Raw genomic sequence first — 19,695 nt, 5'->3', positions numbered from 1 at the left:
GGCGAAACCCTAGGACCTTGGGGTCACCTGCTGTCCACGCGGGACGATCACCGGGAACACCCACCGATGCCCTGGGTGCTCGCTCGCGCCCCACAGCTGAGGGGCGTTCTCGCCCGGGCCCGTCGGACCGGCAGTTGGACCGGCAGTTGGACCGGCAGTTGGAACGGCAGGGTCGAGGTCCTCGCAGCCCGGCGGCAGCGCACCGCGGTGAGTGGTCCAGGCGCCGGGGGAGCCCATGTGGAGGTCGCCGCAGCGGTCGTGGCCCGCGCTCGCGGAGACCACCCAGACGGTCGAGCGCACGTCGTCGTCCTTGTCCTTGCCCTGGCGCTCGTGCCCTGGCCCGCGGACGTCCGAGAGCAGCGCGACGCCCTGCATGCGCGGCGGCTGGTCGGGGTGCACCGCGAGCGGATCCCCGAGCGGCAGGCCGGTGACAGGGTCGAGCCGGTGCACGACGAGGCGCGGAGCACCTCCGGGGCGGCGGTCTCCGGCCCGCCGGTACTCGCCGCTGACGAGTACCGGGCCCAGGCCGTCGAGGTCGCCGGTGCCGGTGAAGGAAAAGCGGAACCGCGCGGCCCCCAGCCCGGCCCGCAGCAGTGGCACCCGCAGGGCGCGCCGCTGGGGGAGGACCCATCCCGAGGGGGCGCGGTGGACGTCATCGAGGGCAAACACGCGCAGCCCGAACAGCGTGTCCGCCACGAGGAGCAGCCGGCCCTCGACCGGTGAGGTGACCACGGCCAGGCCCCCGGCGTGCACCGGCACCGCGCCCAGCGGTCGCAGCCAGGCGACCGGGCGCCGGTGCCTGACGGCGAGCTCGACGTGCGCGTAGCGAGGGTGGTCGGGATCGGACCTGTCGACGACGCTGACGCGCGAACGCGGCACGCGTCGGCGCCACCACGGCCCCGTGCTCTTCTCGTACCAGCCGACGAGCAGCACGCGTCCGCCGTCGAGGGCCGCGACGCCCTGGGGCCACCAGGTGCGGTCGCGCGCGTCGTCGTCGTCCCAGGTGAGGCCATCTCCCGTGAGGTCGCCCGGGATGTCGCCGGCCGCAACGGCGCGTGCGGGCGTGCCGCCGCCGCGGCGCAGGTGCGCCAGCAGAGCGCCCAGCCCCGTCAGGTCCCGCTCCGCGTCGGTGGGCAGGCGCCGGGCGCGGGTCGGGCGCAGGTGCAGGCGCACGGGTCTCACGTTGCCAGGGTGCTCGCGCTCGTCACGGGTTGCTCGCCGGATGTTCACCGGCCGGGTCTCCACAGCGGTGGCGCTGGCCGCATCCTGTCGCGGTGAAGACCTCCGACGAGCTCCCCTTCAGCGGCACTCCGGACCTCGATCCGGACCTCCCCCCGGAGAGCGAGCGCCAGGCGCAGCCTGATGCCAGGGCGCACTTGAAAGCCCTGCTCAGCGACGTGGACCAGGACCTGGCGCTGCTGCGCGAACTGCGCGACTCCGGTGCCAGCGGCGACCACGCCGCGAGGGTTCTCCAGGAGCGCGACCAGCGACCCCAGCGGTGACCTTCGGTCACTGATGGTGATGCCATGATCCGGGAAGCTCAGGTCCGGATCGTCCTGTGAGTGGCGGTGGAGCGGCACCGCTGGAGGGAGATCTCCCTCGCCGGGCACCCGCCCGAGGCGTGCCGGGCGGACACCAGTCCCATCCGGGTGACGGCACCTGGCATCATGGTGGCGCATCGAAACCAGGTGGCTCCGTTCGCTCGGGGGGCGATTCCTGGTGTCCGCGCAGTCCTCTTCCTCTTCGTCGTCAGTGTCGTCGGCACCGTCGGCGTCGTCGCACCATCCGCTCGAGCTGCAGGTCCAGCGGCTCACCGAGGAACTGGTCGCTGCCGATCGCGAGCTAGCCGCCCAACAGGAGACGGTCGACCAGCTGGTCGCCCGCCAGGAGCAGGCCCGTGAGTCGGCGCGTCGGCTGCTGCACGCCCTGCCGACCCCGGTGATGACCACCGACGCCGAGGGTGAGATCGAGCTGTCGAACGCCGCCGCCTCGGCCCTGCTGGCTGTGCCCTCGGGCTCGCTGGCGAGCACCTCGGTTCAGGCGTTCATCGCGGCGGAGGACCGGCCGCTCGCCCAGTCGCTGCTGTCGCGCGCCGGCCGTGACGGCACAGCCGTGGCCCGGCTGAGGGTCCAGCCGCGCGAGGGCGCCCGGCGCGAGGTGCAGGCCGTCGTCTCGGCGTGCTCGTCGGAAGCCGGCGAGCGTCGTCTGGTGCTCGTGCTCCCCGCCGGCTCGGACGTGCGCCACGACGACGGGACGGAGCTGCCGGAGCTGCCGGCGCAGCTCCAGGGCCACAGCCAGGGCCAAACCCAGGGCCAACAGGACAGCGACGACGACGACCACGCGGTGGCGGCGATCAGGTCCATGGCCCAGCTCGTGCTGCTCGCCGTCGGTGAGGTTCCGCAGCACCAGCTGCTCGGCGCGGTGGCTGCCGCGGCGGTGGCAGCTGTCCCCGGCGCGACCTGCAGCAGCGCCAGCACGGGTGATCCCGCTCAGCCCACCGACAGCGCCGCGGACTCCGCCGAGGCCCAGTGGGTGGACGGCGCCCAGTGGTCCGCCGACGAGGGTCCGGCCTCGCTGGCGCACCGCACGGGGGAGGTCGTGGTCAGCGCCGACCTCGGTGCTGACGAGCGGTGGCCCCGGCTGGCGCGACGTGTGGCAGAGGGACCGGTGAGCGCCGTCGTGTCGGTGCCCCTGCGCGTGGGGGGCCGGGTGATCGGTGTCGTGAACGCCTACGGCGGTCAGGTCGGTGAGATCGACCGCGAGCGCGCCAGCGCCTTCGCCGAGTCGGCCTCAGCGGTGCTCGAGGTCGCCGAGCGGACGGCTGCGGTGCGCGCCGAGGTCGAGAACCTCAAGCTGGCCATGCAGTCGAGGGCCGCGATCGAGCAGGCGAAGGGTGCGCTGGCCAGCCGGTTGGAGTGCACCGTCGACGAGGCGTTCTCCGCCATGGTGGTCATGAGCCAGGACCGCAACGTCAAGGTGCGCGACATCGGGGTGCTCGTGGCCAGTGCCCCCAGCGACACGTCGCTGGACCTCGCGCTGGGCGCCGCTCTCGAGCGGGCGCGCCAGCGCGCGGCGGGCCAGCCGCGCGCCTGATCGTCGAGCGTCAGGCGTGCGGTCTCCCGTCAGACGTGACGGGGGCGCAGGACCGCGGCCGCAGCAGCGGCGACGACGTCGGTGGTCTCCAGGTCGAGGCTGAAGTCGAGCACGTCGTCCCAGCCGATGACCGCGCCGGTGTGCTCCTCGAGCGCCTCGGCGGGCACGTCCCACCGCTCGGCGGGCACGCCGCCGGTGGTGAGCAGGCGCACCACGTCCTCGGTGGCGTGCTTGCGGATCTCGTCGGTGCAGGTGGGGCAGTCGAACGCGTAGAAGCTCCACGCCGGGACCGTGCAGACCACCAGTCGCACCTGGGACGGGGTCAGCTCCACGTCCCCACAGGTGGGGCAGGAGGCCTTGATGGTGGTCATAACGGGGTGGGTCCTTCCGGCGCGGTGCACACCCCGGCTCCTCGGGGCTTCCCACGTCGTCGGCGATCTCGCGCCAGACCTTGAGTCGCGTGTCATCCCCGAGGGAGGCATGAGTGCCGCAGGTACCCCTTCCGGCCCTGGCGATCTCACGCGCCTCGCACGCGTCGCCAGCACGCGCCGTCAGAGGGTGCGGTGACCTGCCACCGTGAACCAGACCACCTTGCCGCCGGGTTCCTCGCGCACGCCCCAGGCGTCGGCGAGGTCCTCCAGGAGCGCCATGCCGCGCCCGTGCGGGGCGCCGCGGCGCAGGCGCAGCACCTGCGGCAGCTCGGTGCTGTCGTCGCCCACTTCGACCAGCACGGACTCGGCCGTGGCGGAGACGCTGAGACGCGCCCTGCTCGCGGCGTGGAGCACGGCGTTGGTGACCACTTCGCTGGTCAAGAGCACGGCGAGGTCACGCGAGAGGTCGGAGACCCCAGCTGCCTGACACCTGTCGCGCACGAGGGCCCTAGCGGCAGCGATCGACCCCGGAAGCGCGTCGAGGACTGCCGACGCGGACTGCACTCTCCGAGATTAGGGGGCGAGCGTCGTCCGCACCCGCTGGGCCGGATCAGCTCGTCGTGTCGTGATCGTCAGTTTCCGTTTGGTCACTCGCGGTGAGCAGTGCCTCACGCTCTTCGGCCGCGGCGGAGCGCGCGTTGGCCGCTCGACGCCGGTCAGCCCTGGCATCCACCCGGTCGCTCGCGGCCCAGTCCCGGGCCACGGCGGCGTGGTGACGGTCCACGGCGCCCGTGTCGGGCTCGCCCGCGTCCGTGGCGCGGCGGTAGGCCGCCCTGTCTCGCGCCAGCGCATGAGTGTCACGCGCTTCGGCCTCCTGATCCCGGCGCTCCGCCGCAGCGTCGAACGCGTCGGCGAGCGCATCGAGCTGCCGGGCCACCTCGCGGGCTCGCCGTTCCAGCTCCGCGCGCTCCGCAGGGTCCACAGCGCACGCAAGATTGGCCCGCAACTTCTCGGCCAGCTCCAGGACGCGCTGCTCTTCGAGAGCCAGCGCGTCCTCGTCGTCAGGGTCGGGCACCGCCGCCGGTGGTCCGTCCAGCACGCATCCACCGTAGGGGATCGTCGCGAGAGCGCACCTGGTCAGGATCCGCGACTAGCCCGTTCAGTGCCCACCTCGGCTCCGGGAGCGCCCGCGGCGCTTGCTGCGCTGAGCGGTGTCGGCGGCCTTCGTGAGGCCGCGCGTCACCGCGCTGGGACCGCGTCGCGCCTCGATGCTGCGGGCGACCTTCCGCAGGACGGCCGCGCCGATCGGGACGACGACGGACAGCACGATCCAGCGACGCAGGCTGGTGGCGAGCAGAGCGGGCACAGCGCCTCCCCAGGGCTGTCGACGCCGCGCGCCGACACGGTTCCCGGTGGCGTGAGCGCCGCCGGGACAGCCAGCCTTACATCGCAAGGCTGGCTCAGCGACTCGACGGGCGAGGCGCTCCGACGAGCAGGGACAGCGGCCACAGGCGCGGACTACTGCCCGGCGCGTACGTCGGGAGTCGCGCGGGAGTCAGGCAGGAGTCAGGCAGGAGTCAGACGGGAGCTACCAGGGCCAGCGCGAGGGCCACTGCCGGCGCAGGGCGTCGGCGGCCTGCCAGCGCTGCGTGGCCCGTTCGACGTCCGCTTGGGCGCGGGCCAGGTGCTCGTGCCGGGCCGGGTCCTGGCGGGCCAGGTGAGCCGTGACCCGCTCGCGGCGCAGGGCGTCGTCAAGGAGCTTCTTGGCGCGGCGCTCCTCGTCCTCGGCGAGGTGGCGCTGCCGCACCTGCTCGTCGCGCATCCGCCGGGCCGCCAGCTGCTCCTGCTGGTCAGCTTGGCGGCGACCGTCTTCCGCGTCACGCTCGCGCCGCCACACCTCGACCGCCGCGCGGCGTCGCTGCGTCGCCTCGAGCGCGGTGCGCTCGACGCGTTCGTCGTGCTGGTGACGCACGTGCTCCAGGGTGGAGCGGTCGTCGTAGGGGCTGTGCTCGGAGAGAGCCATCGTGCCCGCCCTTCTCGGCGGTCGGCGCGCCGGAGCGCGTTCCACCAGGGTCGCACGCCGAAGGGCCCTGTGAGCCGACGACGCGCGATGCGGCAGCCGGTCAGCCGGGTCGGCGGGCCGACGCCAGGCGCACGAGGTTGCGCGCCGCCATCGCGATGGTCAACGGCCCGACACGCGGCACGAAGACGCTCGCCCGCTCGTGGACGGAGCTGTCGAAGTTGGTGAACTCCGCGACGTCCACGCAGATCGCCCCCTCGCGGATCTCCTCGCCCCGGACGAGCTCGAAGTCGCGCGAGGGCACCGCGGAGATGACGACGTCGGCGGCAGCCAACGCCGCGTGCCTGTCGATGTCGGAGTCGCGGACGTCGTGGGCGTGACGGCCGATCGCCGGCTCGAACGTCAGCGGACCGGTCAGGTCGAGGGAGTGCACGCGGGCGCCGTCGTTGGCGAGCATCGCCGCGAGGGGGCGGCCCACCACGTCACTGCGGTTGATGACGCACGCGGTGACCCCCTCCAGCGGGGCGGCCTCGCGGTCGCTGTGCAGCCCCGCCGCCTCCAGCAGCTTGAGGATCGCCAACGGTGTGCACGGCAGGATCGCCCGGTGCCGGTGCTCCGGGTCCACGAAGCGCTCGTTCTCGTAGAGCAGGCGACCCCAGAACGAGTGCATGCCCTCGATGTCCTTGCGCGGGTCGACCAGCTCACGCAGCCACCGGTCACCGGCGCGGTCCGTCAGCGGGTAGTAGAGGAACACCCCGTCGACGTCGGGATCGGTGTTGGCCGCCGCGACGGCGGCCTCCGCCTGCGCCGCCTCGGTGTGGCGCAGCTCGAAGGTGATGCCGACGTCCTCGAACCCCCGCTGGGCGTACCGCGCGTACGTAGCCGCCGGCCCCTTCTCCTGGCTGATCAACCCCACCACGCGCAGCGAGCGGCCCTGCTCCACCAGGTGCCGCACGTGACCGCGCACCTCCTCACGGAACGCCGCCGCCACGGGCGACGGGTCGAGCACGGTCGCGCTCATGCTGCCTCCTCCAGCCGCTCCACCAGGGCGTCACGGCGCTCGCGGAGCCCGGGCACCTGCTCCGAGGAGAGGCGTTCGAGCGCATCGATGTTGATGTCGGCCGTGCGCAAGCCCGCGCGAGCGGCACCCAGCGCCAGGTCTCGTCCGGCCAGAACGTCGCTCACCACGCCGCGCTTTACCAACGGTTCCACGACGTGCGACTGGTCGACGGCGTCGAGCAGCGCCTCGACAAGGCCGAGCGGCCCTTCGGTGGCGCGGACGCTGGCCGCCTCGATGGCCTCACGACGACGGCGCGCGTCGTCGTCGTCCTGTCGGGGCAGACGGTAAGCGGCCATCAGGTGCTCGAAGTCGGCGACGTCACCGTCCGCCGCGGCGGCAACGCGCTCGCGCACGGCTGTCAGCTGCTCCGTGTGGTGGTCCAGGGCACCGTCGCCGGTCACGGCGACGGCCATCTGCACCAACCCCACTCCCAGCGCCCCGGTGACCGCGGCGACGGAACCGCCGCCGGGTGTCGGAGCGGATGACGCGGTCCGCTCCAGCAGGTCGGCCACGCTGAGGGCCCACAGGCTCTGGCTCACGGCGGCCCAACCTAGCCGTGGTCCGCCCGGCGCCGCCCCGCCGGTCAACCTGCCGGTCAACCCGTCGGTCAGGCGCGCAGGTACCAGCCGCGCCGGTGCAGCGCCGTCGCCAGCACCCACCAGCACGCGAGCACGGCCGCGCTGAAGCCCACCTGGTCGCTCACCAACCATCCGAGGCCCTGCCCGAGCGACTCCGCGTAGCTGGGCGCCGCGGTGGGGTCGGGCCGCAGCGGCCGCAGGAGCAGCAGCTCGGCGACCACGTGGCTACCGAAGTACACGAGCAGGCTGTTGCGCCCCAGCGCGACGAAGGGCCGCCGTGCCGAGCGGACGAGCGCGCCGGCCCCCGCGCCCCGTTCGATCCCCGGCGCGTCAACCCAGGGCGCGTCGACCACGGCGTGCACCACGGCGACGACGAGCACCACCGCTGCAGCGACACCCAGGCCGAACGGCGCCGTCCAGAGCCGCTTCATGGCCGGGACCAGGGGAGCGGCGGCGGCAGCTCCGGCAGCGACGACGACGGCGACCGTCAGCAGTCGCCCCAGCGCCGCCGCGTGGCTGGCGCGCGAGGCGGTGATCGCGTGGGCGGCCGCCGTCCCCGCGGCGGCGGTCGCGCAGGCGCCCAGCAGCGCGACCAGTCCCTCCGGGTCGTGCCCGAGGCTGAACTGCTCGTAGAGGTGCGCCGTCGGGAGCACGGCGCTGTCGATGCTCAGCGACGGGTTGCACTGCGGGGTGACCTCGCCGCCGGGGCAGCCGACCGCCCAGCGCGCGAGCAGCGCCGTGTGAGCGCCCGCGAGCGCCAGCGCGACGCCGGTCCACGCGATCCAGCCTCGCACCACGAGGTGCAGGACGGCGATGACCAGCACCAGCGCCGCGTAGAGCTGGAGCACGCCCGTCCACCGCAGCGTGTCGAGGTCGACGGTGCCGTCGCGCGCCCACGCCATCGCCGCGTTGTAGGCCATCCCCGCTGCGATGAGGACGACGACGCGACGCACCAACCGGCTCACGCGGACGCCGCGACGGTGCGCGAAGCCCAGACCAGCGCCGGTGAGCACCACGAAGGCGGGGAAGACGACGTCGAGGGGGTGCACACTCGCCCACGGCGCGTGCTCGAACCAGTCCGGCGGAGCGATGAGGCTGCTCGTGACCACGCTGATGGCGAGCAGTAGTCCGCGGACGACGTCGACGGCCGCGGTCCGCGTCGACCCCTTGCGCGTCGAACTGCGCGTCGACCCCCTGCGCATCGGGGGTGCAGCTGGCGCTGAGGCGGGCGTCGTCGTCGTTCTGGTCGCGGTGTCCTGCTGGCGCCTCGGGCGCAGCGCTGGCGAGGTCGGCACGCCCGGCGGCAAGGTCACCTGTCGAGGCTAGGAGCGACGCTCGTGCCGCACCGGAGAACGAGCGACCCCGCTGACGCTCGTCTCAGCGAGCGAAGAGCGCGCCGCAGTCGATCTCGACGGCGAACGGCTCATCGACGGTCACGGTGATGGCGGCCGGGTGGCGTGCAGCATCCACGAAGTGGCCGCCGTCGTTGCGAAGCACCGTGAGGGTGTCGCTCTGAGGATCCACGAGCCAGTACCAGGCGGCTCCGGCCAGGCCGTACAGCTCCCGCTTCCGGCCGACGTCCTCGGAGCGCGTCGACGGCGAGAGCACCTCGACCACCAGCAGCGGAGCTTCGCGCAGCAGGTCAGGGCCCGGAGCGTCAGCATGGAAGACCATGACGTCCGGCTCGAACACCATCTGCGGCGCGGCCTGCCAGCCCCACTCGCTCAACACGTCGTCACCGTCAGGGCAGGCGTCCTGGAGACAGCGGGTGAGGCGGCTCTGCACGGTGACGTGACGCCGCGACGGGGAAGTCGCCGTCACCACGTCGTCGTAGTACTCGTGGTGCTTCGTCTCTCCGAGGGCCAGGAACTCCGCGTACGGCATGGGCCATCGCAGAAAGCTCCCCGCCCTCAACGGAGGCGACGGGACCAACACGCCTGGCACGGTACGCCGGATCGGGGCTTGCACACAGGTGCGTGCCGAGTGGCATGGACAACCACCCTGGCAGCCCGCGCCCGTTCTACGCCTTCCCGATCACCGGAGTCCTCACCCCGCGGTCGTCACTCCGGGTGTGCCTGGGAACTTCGTCCTCGCAGGAAGTGCGGACCAGATGCGGACTGGAGCGATCAGGGTGCGGGCATAGGGATTTCCTCTGTGGCCTGTGACGTGCACTGATGTCGGTGCCGCGGGTGGGGCTCGAACCCACGACCGAGGGATTATGAGTCCCCTGCTCTGACCGGCTGAGCTACCGCGGCGTCATGCGCCCCTGATGCTGCCAGACGCGCGGGCAGGGCCCGCGCGTCTGGGTCAGCTCATCAGGGTCAGAGGCCGCGAGCGACGGCCGCCGACGCGGACAGCCATGCGCGCCGGGTGGCGGGCTGCTGAGCGTCGTACTGCAGCTGCCCGTCGACGAGGGTCGCATCGAACGGGACGACGACGACCTCGCGGGCCAGGGCGCTGAACCCGTCGACCACGCGCTGGACGTCGGCGGCACTGGCCTTGGGGTCTGCGCGGGAGACCACCACGACGGCGTTGGCGGCGAGCAGCGCGGACCGCTCGTCGCGGGCGGCGAGCGCCTCGAGGAGGAGGGCGCCGGCCTCGGCGTGGTCGTCGCGGGTCGTCGTCGGGACGACGATCTGGTTCGCGTGGTCGATCATCCGCAGCCAGGCCGGGTCGGACTCGTCGTTGCCGGAGTCGATGAAGATCATCCGGTAGAACCTGCTGGCCAGGTCGTGCACGGCGTCGACGTCGCGAGACGTCACCCGCTGCTCGCTGGCCAGGACCAACGGCTGGGAGCACAGCACGTCGTACCGGTCGGTGCGCTGGTGGTGCACGTACTGGGCCAAGTCGGCCACCCGAGCCTCGGAGCTCAGCATCTGCTCGACCCGGGGGAGCAGGTCCATCGATGTTGCCTGGTGGTCAGCCTGCTCGGTGCGCCACCCGAGGGTGCCGCGGGTCTGGTTGTTCTCCCAGGCCAGCACGCCGGCGCCGCCGTAGCGCGCGAACGTGGCCGCGAGCATCGCCGTCGTCGGGGTCTTGCCGGAGCCACCCTTGGCGTTGACGACGGCGATGGTGCGCGGCCCCATCCAGTGCTGGGAGACCGTCTGCATGTCGGCTCGGCTGCTGAGCTCGTCCTCACTGGGTGCCAGGCGCATCCCGAGCCCGTTCAGCGCGCCACGCCAACCCTCGGCGGCGATCGTCTCGGTGTGGTGGTGCCGCACGAAGGAGGGCCGCGCGGCGGGCGTCGCGTCCTCGTGAACGATCGGCGCCGTGTACAGGGGCGGCGTCGGGGAGACGTCGTCCCCGATCGAAACCTCGGTCCCTGCGGGCGTGGTGAAGTCCGCGCCCGTCGCCGGGGCAGACCGACCGGGTACCCGGACCGTCACCTCTGGCTGCGCCGGGACGGCCGGGCTGGTGGCGGCACGCGCCGGGACCGAGGGCTCGTCCGCGGGACCGGTGGCCGTGCTGCTGACCGTGCTGGTGACGGCGAGCGGCCGCTCGTCGGCCATGACCGCGATCGGCGCCGCGGCCTCGCTGCCCCGGGATCGAGCCGGGCGGCGCGGCTGCGCGCGGATGATCGTCTTCAGTGGCGTGGGCGGGATGACGGTCGTGGTCTCCGGGGAGGCCGCCTCGTCGACGCTACCTGGCCAGACCGCGCCGGAGGGGAACACGACGACGGCGGTGTCGCCGTCGTCGGAGCGAGTGATCATCTTCACGGGGCAGCCGAGTGCGGCGGCCCGCTCCGTGACCATCGCGGTAATGGTCTGCTGGGTCTCGGCGCTCTCGGACGCCTCGAGGACCTTCATCACCCCGTCAATGGTCACCTCGGCGCGGCCATCTGCGCGCTTCACCACGAGAACGGGGTCGACTTCGGTCGCTCGCGTCACGTCGTCCGGCTCCATCTCTCGCACGGCGGGGGACGCCGTGCGGCGCACCACCCCTTGATCGAATCGAACTGTAGGTGTGATCACGCGGCGCACTTGCATGATCACGGCGTGGTGGCCTGGCGGTCCGCCCGGCTGGAGCCGTGCATGTCACACAGAGTCACGAGCGATAAGCGCTCTGATGGTGTTGGGGGAGCGGCCCCTGGGTCGAGACAGAGGATCTCGGCGCGACCGTTGGGCTCTGAGAAGTCCCCGCCGCCGTCGGAGGGGGAGTCGAGGAGAAGGGCTCCCGCACTTGGACTCGAACCAAGAACCTGCCGGTTAACAGCCGGCTGCTCTGCCAATTGAGCTATGCGGGAAAGGACGCGCCAGCGGCGGCGTCGGATGACGACATTACCAGGCGCCACCCGTGCCCTGCGGCAGGACACGGGTTCACCAGTCGGGGCGTCGCCGCAGGGCCTTGGTGCTGCTGCGCGCTTGCTTCGCCTCGGCTCGCCGCCGTCGCGCCCCGGCGGAGATCCTCGTCGTCCGTCGCGCTGGGGGAGCAGGAGCCGCTGCGGCAGCGACGAGCGCCGCGAGCCGGTCACGGGCGGCTGAGCGGTTGCGCCGCTGCTGCCGGTGCTGCGAGGCGACGACGACGAGCACCCCGTCCACCAGGCGCCCCTCCAGGACCTCGAGCAGCCGCCCGCGCAGCTCCTCGCCGAGCGCGTGCGAGCCCGTGACGTCCCACGACAGCTCCACCCGCGAGTCCGCCGTGTTCACGCCCTGTCCTCCGGGGCCGGACGAGCGCGAGAAGCGCCACCGCAGCTCCTCAGCGGGCAGCACGAGGCGACCCGCCGCGCGGCCCGACCTCCCGGGAACCGTGATGACGAGGGGCCCTTCCGGACGGTCTACCCCGGCGGGCTCCCAGCCAGCCGCGGGGTCGGTCAGCTCGGCGACGGCGGCACCTCCTCGTCCGGGGGCAGGTCTTCGAGGGCGGCGATCTCCTCGGGCAGGGGCAGCCCCTCGCCCGTGAGGTGCCCGGGGCCGTCGGCCCAGGGCGCGTCCTCGTCCGGCAGCTCCGGCGGCTGGCTCATGGGGGAGTCCTACCCTCTCCCGCGCCCGGGCGCACACCGCAGTCCGTAGTCCGCACGCCACTCGGAGGGTCGACATGCCTGACGACGACGGCCGCCGCGGCGGCGCTGCGCCCGATGACCACGGGGACCGCGCCGGCCCCCACCGGGCACACGACGGTGAGGAGCGCGTCGAGCTCGTCGTCGACGCGGCCAACGTGGTCGGCTCCCGACCCGACGGGTGGTGGCGCGACCGAGCTGGTGCGGCAGCACGCCTCCTGGCGCATCTGAGCGTGCTCGCCGCGCTCGGTCGCGCCACGGACTTGGCGGGCGGGTCGATGCCGCTGGGCACCGTGCACGCCGTGTTGGAGGGTGCCGCACGCGCCGCAGCCCGACGGGCCGACGTGCAGGGCGTCGAGGTGCACCTCGCCCCCTCCGACGGCGACTCGGCGATCGTCGCCCTCGTCGAGCAGCTCGTGCAGGACGGGCGCCGCGTCGTCGTCGTCACCGCAGACCGCGGCCTGCGGGCCCGTCTGCCCCCGGGCACGACCTGCATGGGCCCGGGATGGTTGCGGACCCTGCTCGACGAGCTGCAGGCCGATCGGCCGGGGTAGGTGCGTCGGGCCGGGAGCGCCTCTCGGCGCGGGGCCGCTCGAAGCGGCTTCAAGTGGAGCCCGGGGCTACCGCGGCCCGACGCACCTCCAGGCTAACCCCCCGGAGCGTCGTCGGTCGCGTTGTGGACGGACTCGGCAGGTCGGGAGCTGCCCGTGGTGGCCTCCCACCGCTCCAAGCGGACCTGTCGGGCGGCGGCCTCCAGCTGCTCGGCGGTTCGCACCAGCCGCACGGCGGACTCGGTGGGCCCGCCGGTGCCCCGCGACAGCGCGGGGCTTCTCAGGGTGCCCCCCTGGGCGCCGCCAGGGGCCTCCTGCACGTCGTAAGCGGCTCGTGCGGCCCGTCCTGCGGCCACCACCCTGGCGAAGGCCGCTGCGCGCTCGAAGGTCGTCGGGACGTCACCGCGGGCGAGGCCGCGCAGCACCGCGTCGACCGACGCGCGGACCTCATCGGGGCCGGGCGGATCGCCGACGCCCGCGACCACCTCCATGACCGGCAGGCTGCGACGGCCTTCCTCGAACTCCCGGGCGGCGCCGACCGGATCGGCGTGGACCCACTGCCTCAGGGCGAACAGCCGCCACAGCGCCCCCGCGAGGCTGTCGGCCGGCGCGTCGGCCCACAGCGACGACAGCACCTCCAGGCCGTGCTCGTCGGCGAGACCCACGAGGCGCGCGGCGACCTGCGCGTCCTCGGAGTCACGGGCGCCGTCGACGATCAGCCGCGCCGTGGTCTGGGCGGCCTCCTCGCGCAGGGCAGGATCGCCACCGCCGCGCATGGTGTCGAGCGCGGCGGGGCCGAGGAAGGCTGGCCTGCGGGGGTGGTCGACCACGCGACCATTAGAACGCCACACGGCCCCCGAACTGCAGTCGATCACGCGCTGCGGTTCGGCGGAGCACTCTCGACGCCCGCGTGGAGAGCCCGCGAAGGGTCTGTGAAACGCCCGAAGACCGTCCGGAGAGCGTCATCCGGGCCCCCGCCGATCACGCTGCGCTGACGACACGCCGCGTCGCCCGAAGGGGATCTCCTGGTGTGGTCACGCCGCGTGGTGCATCATGACCGACGAGCAGGTCGTTGCACGGTCTCCCCGCGCTGTCCGCACCGCCGCTCGTCCCGTCGCAGGTCGTTGGGGAAGACGCACCACGCGCCGAGGTCGGAGGAGGTCGAGATGTCCGGTGGGATCACCCGTGGCGTGCTGTTCGTGCACTCAGTGCCACGTGCGGTGTGCCCGCACGTGGAATGGGCGGCGGCCAACGTCGTCGGCGTATCGGTCACCATCGACTGGACCGAGCAGCCGGTGGCGCCTGGTCTGCTGCGCGGTGAGGTGCCCTGGCATGGGGCTCCCGGCACCGGGGCGCGCCTGACGTCCGCTCTGCGGGGGTGGGCGCACCTGCGCTTCGAGGTCACCGAAGAGCCCAGCGAGGGCGTCGACGGTGGCCGCTGGAGCCACACCCCTGAGCTAGGGATCTTCCACGCCGTGACGGACGCCCACGGCAACGTCGTCGTCCCCGAAGACCGGCTGCGCGCCGCCGTGGAGCGCGCCGGAGACGATCTGGCGCTCCTGCGCGAGGGCATCGACCTCGCCGTCGGCCGCGCCTGGGACGACGAGCTGGAGCCGTTCCGGTACGCCGGAGACGGCAATCCCGTTCGCTGGCTGCACCGAGTCGGCTGACGGTCGGCTGACTCTCTCGGCTGAGGGTCGGTTCACGCAGCACGTACGACGAAGGGCCCCCGCCTCACGGTGGGGGCCCTTCGTGCGTCGGTCTCCGTGCCGGCCGGCCCTGTCGGCCCTGTGAGCCGCTGTCAGCTGGCGGGGCCGAAGACCACCGCGACGTTGTGACCGCCGAAGCCGAACGCGTTGTTGATCGCCACACCCGCGGGCAGCTCCCGCGGGGTCTTGAGGACGAGATCGATGTCGGCGCCCGGGTCCATGTCCTCGACGTTGATCGTCGGCGGCGCGAGCCGGTGGTGCAGCGCGAGGATCGCGAAGATCGACTCCACGGCACCCGCCGCGCCGAGCATGTGGCCCGTCATCGACTTGGTGGCGCTGATGGCCACGTGGTCGAGGTCGGCGCCCAGGGCCACCCGCAGCGCCTTGATCTCGGCAAGGTCGCCGGCGGGCGTGGAGGTCGCGTGGGCGTTGATGTGGACGACGTCGCTCGCACTCACACCGGAGACCCGCAGCGCCTCGATGACGGCGCGGGAAGCCCCCGCGCCCTCCGGCTCCGGGGCGGCGATGTGGTAGGCGTCGGACGACGTCCCCGCGCCCAGCACCTCGGCGTAGATGCGCGCTCCACGAGCCCGCGCGAACTCCTCGGACTCCAGCACCATGATCCCGGCGCCGTCGCCCATGACGAAGCCGTCACGCGTGGTGTCGTACGGCCGCGAGGCCGTCTCGGGGGAGTCGTTGCGGGTGGAGAGCGCCTGCATCGCGGCGAAGCTCGCCATCGGCATCGGGTGGATGGCGGCCTCGGTGCCCCCGACGACGGCGACGTCGGCGCGGCCCGTGCGGATCATGTTGAGGCCGTAGGCGACGGCTTCACCGCCCGAGGCGCACGCCGAGACCGGCGCATGGGCGCCGGCGGCGGCGCCGAGGGCCAGGCTCACGGCGCCGGCGGCGCCGTTGGGCATGAGCATCGGCACGGTCATCGGCAGCACGCGGCGCGGGCCGCGGGTGCGCAGGGTGTCGTAGGCGTCCAGGAGGGTGTGCACCCCACCGATACCGGTGGCGACCACGGCGGCCAGACGCAGCGGGTCGACCTCGGGGGTGCCGGCGTGGGCCCAGGCCTGCCGGGCGGCGGCCACGGCGTACTGGCCGGAGGGGTCCAGGCGCTTCGCCTCGTGCTTGGGCAGCACGTCGGGGGCGGGGACGTTTGTGCGGGCGGCGAACGTCACCGGCAGGTGGAACTCCTCGACCCACGGCTCGTCGATGGTGTGGGCGCCCGGGGTGCCGCTGAGCAGGGCGTCCCAGGTGGCCTGCACCGTGTCGCCCAGGGGGGTGACGGCGCCCAGACCGGTGACGACCACGCGGGTGCGTGACGGGTTCGAGCTCACGGGGACCTCCGGAGTGGGACGGGGTGGTGCCGGGTAGCGGTGGAGTCATCCACCGGGTGGTGCTCCCCGGGCGGCCCGCACCTGCGAGCCGCCCGGGCGGGGACGGGTGTCAGCCCTGCGCCTGCTGGATGTAGGTGACGACGTCGCGCACCGTCTTGAGGTTCTTGGTGTCCTCGTCGGGGATGGTGACGGAGAACTTGTCCTCAGCCTGGACGACGATCGAGGTCATCGACAGGGAGTCGATGTCGAGGTCGTCGGTGAAGGACTTGTCCATCTCCACGCTCTCGACCGGCAGGCCGGTCTCCTCGTTCACCAGCTCGGCAACGCCGGCCAGAATTTCCTGCTCGCTCTGCGCCATGGGTGCTTTCTCCTTCGTGCGCCCGGCAGCGCCGGGTCTGGGTGGGGTGGTGGTCTGCGGTGGACCAGCCGGTCGGCTGGCCCTCAGCGTGAGGCGTCGGCTGGCTGCCCAGCCGTGAGATTCAGGGCAGGACGACGACCTGCGAGGCGTAGGACAGGCCCGCGCCGTAGCCGATGAGCAGCGCCAGCCCGCCCGAGGGGGCCTGTCCGTCGGCAAGCATGCGGTGCAGCGCCAGCGGCACGGAGGCCGCCGAGGTGTTGCCCATCTGCGCGATGTCGCGCGCCACGGGCACCGTCGCGGGCAGTCCGAGCTGCTTCACCATCGCGTCGATGATGCGCATGTTGGCCTGGTGGGGGATGAACGCGGACAGGTCGTCCACGGAGATCCCCGCGGCGTCGATGGCCTTCTGCGCTACCGGGGCCATCTGCCAGACCGCCCAGCGGAAGACCTGCCGGCCCTCCTGCTCCAGCGCCGGCCAGACCATCTCCTCGCCGGCGGCCTCCGCGGCGCGGACCTCGATCCAGCTGCGCTTGTTCTTGATGGTCTCCCACTGGCCGCCGTCGCTGCCCCACACCGTGGGGCCGATACCGGGGGTGTCGGAGGGGCCGACGACGACGGCGCCGGCGCCGTCCGCGAAGAGGAACGCCGTGGACCTGTCCGTGAGGTCGGTGAAGTCGGTGAGCTTCTCGGCCCCGACCACGAGCACATGGCGGGCGGTGCCGCCGCGCACGAGGTCGCTGGCCTGGGCGAGGGCGTGGCAGAAACCGGCGCACCCGGCGGAGACGTCCCACGCGGCGGCGGGCGTGGCGCCCAGGCGGTGCGTGAGGATCGCCGCGGCGGCGGGCGTCTGGTACGGGTGGCTGACCGTGGCGACGATGACGGCGTCGATCTCTGTGGGCGTCAGGCCCGCCTTCTCGATCGCCTCGGTGGCCGCTGCCTGGGCCATGTCGACGACGGTGGTCTCCGCGTCGGCCCAGCGCCGTTCCTCGATGCCGGTGCGCTGCCGGATCCACTCGTCGGTGGACTCGATGAACGTGCAGATCTCCTCGTTGGTCACCACGCGCTGCGGGCGGAAGGCGCCGACGGACAGGATCCGGGCGTGGCCGGGGCCGGTCGAAGACACCAGCGAGGACGTGCTGCTCATGCGAGGGCGCTCCGGGGCTGCTCGAACTGCTGGGTGGTCTGCTGTGGCACTGCGTGGCGGGCGATCAGGTCGCGGGCCGCGGGGAGGTCGTCAGGGCCCTTGAGCGCGAGCAGCTCCACGCCCGGCAGGGCCCTCTTGGCCAGCCCGGCGAGGGTACCCGCCGGGCTCAGCTCGAGCAGCGCCGTCACCCCTGCGGCGGAAAGGGCATCGCTGCACAGGTCCCACCGGACGGGGTTGGCCACCTGCGTGACGATCCGGGCGAGCACCTCACGGCCATTGCTGACGACGGCGCCGTCGGCGTTGCTCAGCAGCGGCAGCGCGGGGTCGGCGGTGGGCACGCCCGGGGCGAGCAGAGCCAGCTGCTCGCGCGCCGGCGCCATGTGCTCGGTGTGGAAGGCGCCGGCCACCTGTAGCGGGATCACGCGGGCACGCGGCGGGGGCGCGGCAGCCAGGGCGGCCAGCTGCTCGGCGGTGCCGGCGGCCACTACCTGGCCGGCGGCGTTGTGGTTGGCGGCGGTGAGGCCCGCGGCCGCGATGGCGGCGGCCACCTCGTCGGGCTTGCCGCCCACGACGGCGCTCATGCCGGTGCTCGTCGTCGCGGCGGCCGAGGCCATCGCCCGTCCGCGCTCGCGCACCAGCACGAGCGCGGCCTCCGGGGTCAGGGCCCCGGCGAGGGCTGCCGCGGTGAGCTCCCCGACCGAGTGGCCAGCGAGCACCACGTCACCGGTCACGCCGTCGGGCCACAGGGCCGCGGCGGCTGCCAGCCCGGCGGCCACGATGAGCGGCTGGGCGACGGCGGTGTCGCGGATCGTGTCCGCGTCGGAAGTGGTGCCGTGCGTGAGCAGGTCGGCGCCAGGTGCCAGGTGGCCGTCGTCCTCCTGATCACCGCCGACGCGACCCACCACGGCGCTGGCCCAGCGCAGGCGGTCTGCCACGCCGGGCAGCTCGAGCCAGGGGGCGAGCATGCCGGGGGCCTGCGACCCCTGACCGGGGCACACGAGAGCGAGCACCGCCCCAGCCTGCACGGTGGTGGGCCGCCCCACCGGTGCGGGGGGTGACGAAGTACCGCGCCGGGGTTTGGAGGATTCCTCCAAACTGCGTCAAGTGACGGTCAACCGCGGGTCAGGTGGTGGGGGGCTCCGAGGGCGCCGTCGTCCGCCGCCCCGGTCGCTCGGCGAGGGCGCCCACGGCCAGTCCGACCTGCAGCACGAACGCCTCGCGGGGCACCGTCGGGTCCCAGCCGGTCACCTCCGCGACCCGCCGCAGCCGGTACCTCACGGTGTTGGGATGAACGAACAGCGCGCGCGCCGTGCCCTCCAGTGAACGGCCCGAGGCCAGGTAGGCGCGCAGCGTGTCCGCGAGCACGGGGGCCGCGGCGACGAGGGGGGCGTGCACGCGGTCGGCCAGGGCTCGCCGGGCGCCGGCGTCGCCGGCCAGCACGCGTTCGGGGAGCAACTCGTCGGCGGCCACCGGGCGCGGCGCCTCCGGCCACGCCCGCGCAGCGGTCAGCGCCACGAGTGCCGTACGGGCCGATCGCCCCGCCGCCGCCAGCCCCGCCACCACGGGGCCCACCACCACGGGTCCGGCGCCGAGGCGCGGCGCCAGCGCGTTCGCGGCCCGCAGGGGGCCGTCCTGACCGGCGGCGCCGAGCACCACGAGCGCCCTGTCGCCGCGCAGCCCCACCAGCGCGTCGTCCGCGGCGGCCCGTGCGGCCCGGCGGAGATCGGCGACGACGACGTCGGCGGCGCCTGCCGGCCGGGTGCCGATCAGCACCGCGACCGGGACGTCCTGCGCCCAGCCGAGCGCGGCGACGCGGGTGGCAAGGTCGTCGTCGGCCTCACCGCGCACCAGGGCGTCCACGACGAGGGCCTCCAGGCGCGCGTCCCACGCGCCGCGCGCCTCGGCGGCGCGCGCGTAGACCTCCGCCGCGGAGAAGGCCACCTCGCGGGAGTACCGCAGCACCGCTTCACGCAGCTCAGCCCGATAGTCAGCCCGATGGTCGGGCTCGGCGAACCGCGGCACCTGCTCCTCGACGACGTCGACGACGACCCGCAGCAGCTGCAGGGCCTGGTGCAGCGAGACCGCCCGCACCAGCTCCCGGGGGGCCACGGCGAAGACGTCGGCGGAGACCACGCGGCGCGCCTCCGGGGCGCGGAACCACGCCACGAACGAGGCGATGCCGCCCTGAGCCACCAGGCCCACCCAGGACCGCTCCTGCGGCCCGAGCGCGGCGTACCAGGGTTGGTGCTCTTCCAACCGCGCCATCGCGGTCGCGGCCAGTGCTCCGGCGGCGCCCTGCAGCGCCCGCGCGACCTCTTCGCGCCGGGCGGCCGCGAGCACGGCGCCGTCGTCGCCCCGACTCTCACCCTCGTCGTGGCCCTCGTCCTGGCCCTCGGCGGTGCTCACCCGGTCAGGGTAGGGAGCCCGTCGTTGTGGACCTCCTCCAACAGGCCCGCCCGGGTGAGCGGCGCT

24 protein-coding genes and 2 tRNA genes are annotated in these 19,695 nt (G+C 73.7%); 5 read left to right on the top strand and 21 right to left on the bottom strand.

What is annotated here, in order from left to right; genetic code table 11:
• Positions 1-9 precede the first annotated feature (9 nt).
• Positions 10-1,182 (bottom strand): hypothetical protein, encoded by a 1,173-nt coding sequence (locus BXY45_RS23520; RefSeq protein WP_170131623.1) that lies wholly within the window; start codon positions 1,180-1,182, stop codon positions 10-12.
• A gap of 92 nt (positions 1,183-1,274) precedes the next feature.
• On the opposite strand from BXY45_RS23520, the gene BXY45_RS19270 reads away from it, so the two are divergent.
• Entirely contained in the window at positions 1,275-1,502 is a 228-nt protein-coding gene (locus tag BXY45_RS19270; protein ID WP_109776148.1) for a hypothetical protein, read from the top strand.
• A 217-nt stretch (positions 1,503-1,719) separates the two neighbouring features.
• Positions 1,720-3,093: a GAF and ANTAR domain-containing protein gene (locus tag BXY45_RS19265; RefSeq protein WP_170131622.1), complete on the top strand. Its 1,374-nt coding sequence runs from the start codon at positions 1,720-1,722 to the stop codon at positions 3,091-3,093.
• Positions 3,094-3,122: 29 nt separating this feature from the next.
• Here BXY45_RS19265 and BXY45_RS19260 read toward each other — a convergent pair whose 3' ends face one another.
• The 8 genes from BXY45_RS19260 to BXY45_RS19225 form a co-directional block, all read right to left on the bottom strand.
• The gene (locus BXY45_RS19260; RefSeq protein WP_109776146.1) at positions 3,123-3,464 is read right to left on the bottom strand and encodes a hypothetical protein; all 342 of its coding nucleotides are present in this window, start codon (positions 3,462-3,464) and stop codon (positions 3,123-3,125) included.
• 180 nt (positions 3,465-3,644) lie between these two features.
• Positions 3,645-4,028, bottom strand: coding sequence for an ATP-binding protein (locus tag BXY45_RS19255; protein WP_109776145.1), 384 nt, complete (start codon positions 4,026-4,028; stop codon positions 3,645-3,647).
• A gap of 46 nt (positions 4,029-4,074) precedes the next feature.
• The gene (locus BXY45_RS19250; protein ID WP_109776144.1) at positions 4,075-4,563 is read right to left on the bottom strand and encodes a hypothetical protein; all 489 of its coding nucleotides are present in this window, start codon (positions 4,561-4,563) and stop codon (positions 4,075-4,077) included.
• 60 nt (positions 4,564-4,623) lie between these two features.
• A complete protein-coding gene (locus BXY45_RS19245; protein ID WP_109776143.1) occupies positions 4,624-4,830 on the bottom strand; it encodes a hypothetical protein in 207 nt (68 codons plus the stop codon).
• A 222-nt stretch (positions 4,831-5,052) separates the two neighbouring features.
• Positions 5,053-5,487, bottom strand: a complete 435-nt coding sequence (locus tag BXY45_RS19240) for a hypothetical protein (protein ID WP_109776142.1) — start codon at positions 5,485-5,487, stop codon at positions 5,053-5,055.
• Between the two features lie 100 nt (positions 5,488-5,587).
• Entirely contained in the window at positions 5,588-6,505 is a 918-nt protein-coding gene (locus BXY45_RS19235) for a bifunctional methylenetetrahydrofolate dehydrogenase/methenyltetrahydrofolate cyclohydrolase (RefSeq protein ID WP_109776141.1), read from the bottom strand.
• Positions 6,502-7,083, bottom strand: a complete 582-nt coding sequence (locus tag BXY45_RS19230; protein ID WP_170131621.1) for a cyclodeaminase/cyclohydrolase family protein — start codon at positions 7,081-7,083, stop codon at positions 6,502-6,504. The genes BXY45_RS19235 and BXY45_RS19230 overlap by 4 nt, the downstream gene beginning before the upstream one ends.
• A gap of 68 nt (positions 7,084-7,151) precedes the next feature.
• Positions 7,152-8,231 carry a heparan-alpha-glucosaminide N-acetyltransferase domain-containing protein gene (locus BXY45_RS19225; protein ID WP_245961926.1) on the bottom strand — a complete coding sequence of 360 codons (1,080 nt, stop codon included), beginning with the start codon at positions 8,229-8,231 and terminating at the stop codon, positions 7,152-7,154.
• Here BXY45_RS19225 and BXY45_RS24370 point away from each other — a divergent pair.
• Positions 8,224-8,448, top strand: a complete 225-nt coding sequence (locus BXY45_RS24370) for a hypothetical protein (RefSeq protein ID WP_245961925.1) — start codon at positions 8,224-8,226, stop codon at positions 8,446-8,448. The two genes, BXY45_RS19225 and BXY45_RS24370, sit on opposite strands and share 8 nt — an antisense overlap.
• 51 nt (positions 8,449-8,499) lie before the next feature.
• Here BXY45_RS24370 and BXY45_RS19220 read toward each other — a convergent pair whose 3' ends face one another.
• The 6 genes from BXY45_RS19220 to BXY45_RS24360 form a co-directional block, all read right to left on the bottom strand.
• A complete protein-coding gene (locus BXY45_RS19220; RefSeq protein ID WP_109776139.1) occupies positions 8,500-9,006 on the bottom strand; it encodes a Uma2 family endonuclease in 507 nt (168 codons plus the stop codon).
• Positions 9,007-9,303: 297 nt separating this feature from the next.
• Positions 9,304-9,377: transfer RNA gene (locus BXY45_RS19215), tRNA-Ile, on the bottom strand.
• Positions 9,378-9,443: 66 nt separating this feature from the next.
• Positions 9,444-11,009 (bottom strand): AAA family ATPase, encoded by a 1,566-nt coding sequence (locus BXY45_RS19210; protein WP_211319756.1) that lies wholly within the window; start codon positions 11,007-11,009, stop codon positions 9,444-9,446.
• Between the two features lie 283 nt (positions 11,010-11,292).
• Positions 11,293-11,365 (bottom strand) — tRNA-Asn (locus BXY45_RS19205).
• Positions 11,366-11,438: 73 nt separating this feature from the next.
• Positions 11,439-11,831, bottom strand: a complete 393-nt coding sequence (gene arfB / locus BXY45_RS24365) for an alternative ribosome rescue aminoacyl-tRNA hydrolase ArfB (RefSeq protein WP_245961924.1) — start codon at positions 11,829-11,831, stop codon at positions 11,439-11,441.
• Between the two features lie 101 nt (positions 11,832-11,932).
• The gene (locus tag BXY45_RS24360) at positions 11,933-12,082 is read right to left on the bottom strand and encodes a hypothetical protein (protein WP_170131618.1); all 150 of its coding nucleotides are present in this window, start codon (positions 12,080-12,082) and stop codon (positions 11,933-11,935) included.
• 74 nt (positions 12,083-12,156) lie between these two features.
• Here BXY45_RS24360 and BXY45_RS19195 point away from each other — a divergent pair, with 74 nt between their 5' ends.
• Positions 12,157-12,672, top strand: a complete 516-nt coding sequence (locus BXY45_RS19195; RefSeq protein WP_211319755.1) for a hypothetical protein — start codon at positions 12,157-12,159, stop codon at positions 12,670-12,672.
• A 92-nt stretch (positions 12,673-12,764) separates the two neighbouring features.
• Here the strand turns inward: BXY45_RS19195 and BXY45_RS19190 are convergent, their stop codons facing one another.
• Entirely contained in the window at positions 12,765-13,499 is a 735-nt protein-coding gene (locus BXY45_RS19190; RefSeq protein WP_174976640.1) for a hypothetical protein, read from the bottom strand.
• A gap of 336 nt (positions 13,500-13,835) precedes the next feature.
• Here BXY45_RS19190 and BXY45_RS19185 point away from each other — a divergent pair, with 336 nt between their 5' ends.
• Positions 13,836-14,339 carry a DUF3145 domain-containing protein gene (locus BXY45_RS19185; RefSeq protein WP_109776137.1) on the top strand — a complete coding sequence of 168 codons (504 nt, stop codon included), beginning with the start codon at positions 13,836-13,838 and terminating at the stop codon, positions 14,337-14,339.
• Positions 14,340-14,470: 131 nt separating this feature from the next.
• On the opposite strand, the gene fabF is transcribed toward BXY45_RS19185, so the two are convergent.
• The 5 genes from fabF to BXY45_RS19160 form a co-directional block, all read right to left on the bottom strand.
• Positions 14,471-15,721: a beta-ketoacyl-ACP synthase II gene (gene fabF, locus BXY45_RS19180; RefSeq protein ID WP_109776136.1), complete on the bottom strand. Its 1,251-nt coding sequence runs from the start codon at positions 15,719-15,721 to the stop codon at positions 14,471-14,473.
• Between the two features lie 109 nt (positions 15,722-15,830).
• Positions 15,831-16,079 (bottom strand): acyl carrier protein, encoded by a 249-nt coding sequence (locus BXY45_RS19175; protein ID WP_109776135.1) that lies wholly within the window; start codon positions 16,077-16,079, stop codon positions 15,831-15,833.
• Between the two features lie 121 nt (positions 16,080-16,200).
• Positions 16,201-17,223, bottom strand: coding sequence for a beta-ketoacyl-ACP synthase III (locus BXY45_RS19170; RefSeq protein ID WP_109776134.1), 1,023 nt, complete (start codon positions 17,221-17,223; stop codon positions 16,201-16,203).
• The gene (locus BXY45_RS19165) at positions 17,220-18,233 is read right to left on the bottom strand and encodes an ACP S-malonyltransferase (RefSeq protein WP_109776133.1); all 1,014 of its coding nucleotides are present in this window, start codon (positions 18,231-18,233) and stop codon (positions 17,220-17,222) included. Before BXY45_RS19165 ends, BXY45_RS19170 begins: the two co-directional genes overlap by 4 nt.
• A 112-nt stretch (positions 18,234-18,345) precedes the next feature.
• Positions 18,346-19,629, bottom strand: coding sequence for a PucR family transcriptional regulator (locus tag BXY45_RS19160; protein ID WP_211319754.1), 1,284 nt, complete (start codon positions 19,627-19,629; stop codon positions 18,346-18,348).
• Between the last annotated feature and the right edge of the window lie 66 nt (positions 19,630-19,695).

Source organism: Quadrisphaera granulorum (genome assembly GCF_003149145.1).
GTDB classification, from domain to species: Bacteria; Actinomycetota; Actinomycetes; order Actinomycetales; family Quadrisphaeraceae; genus Quadrisphaera; species Quadrisphaera granulorum.
The sequence above is the reverse complement of the archived record's forward strand: the minus strand, read 5'-3'. Positions and strand labels throughout refer to the sequence as shown.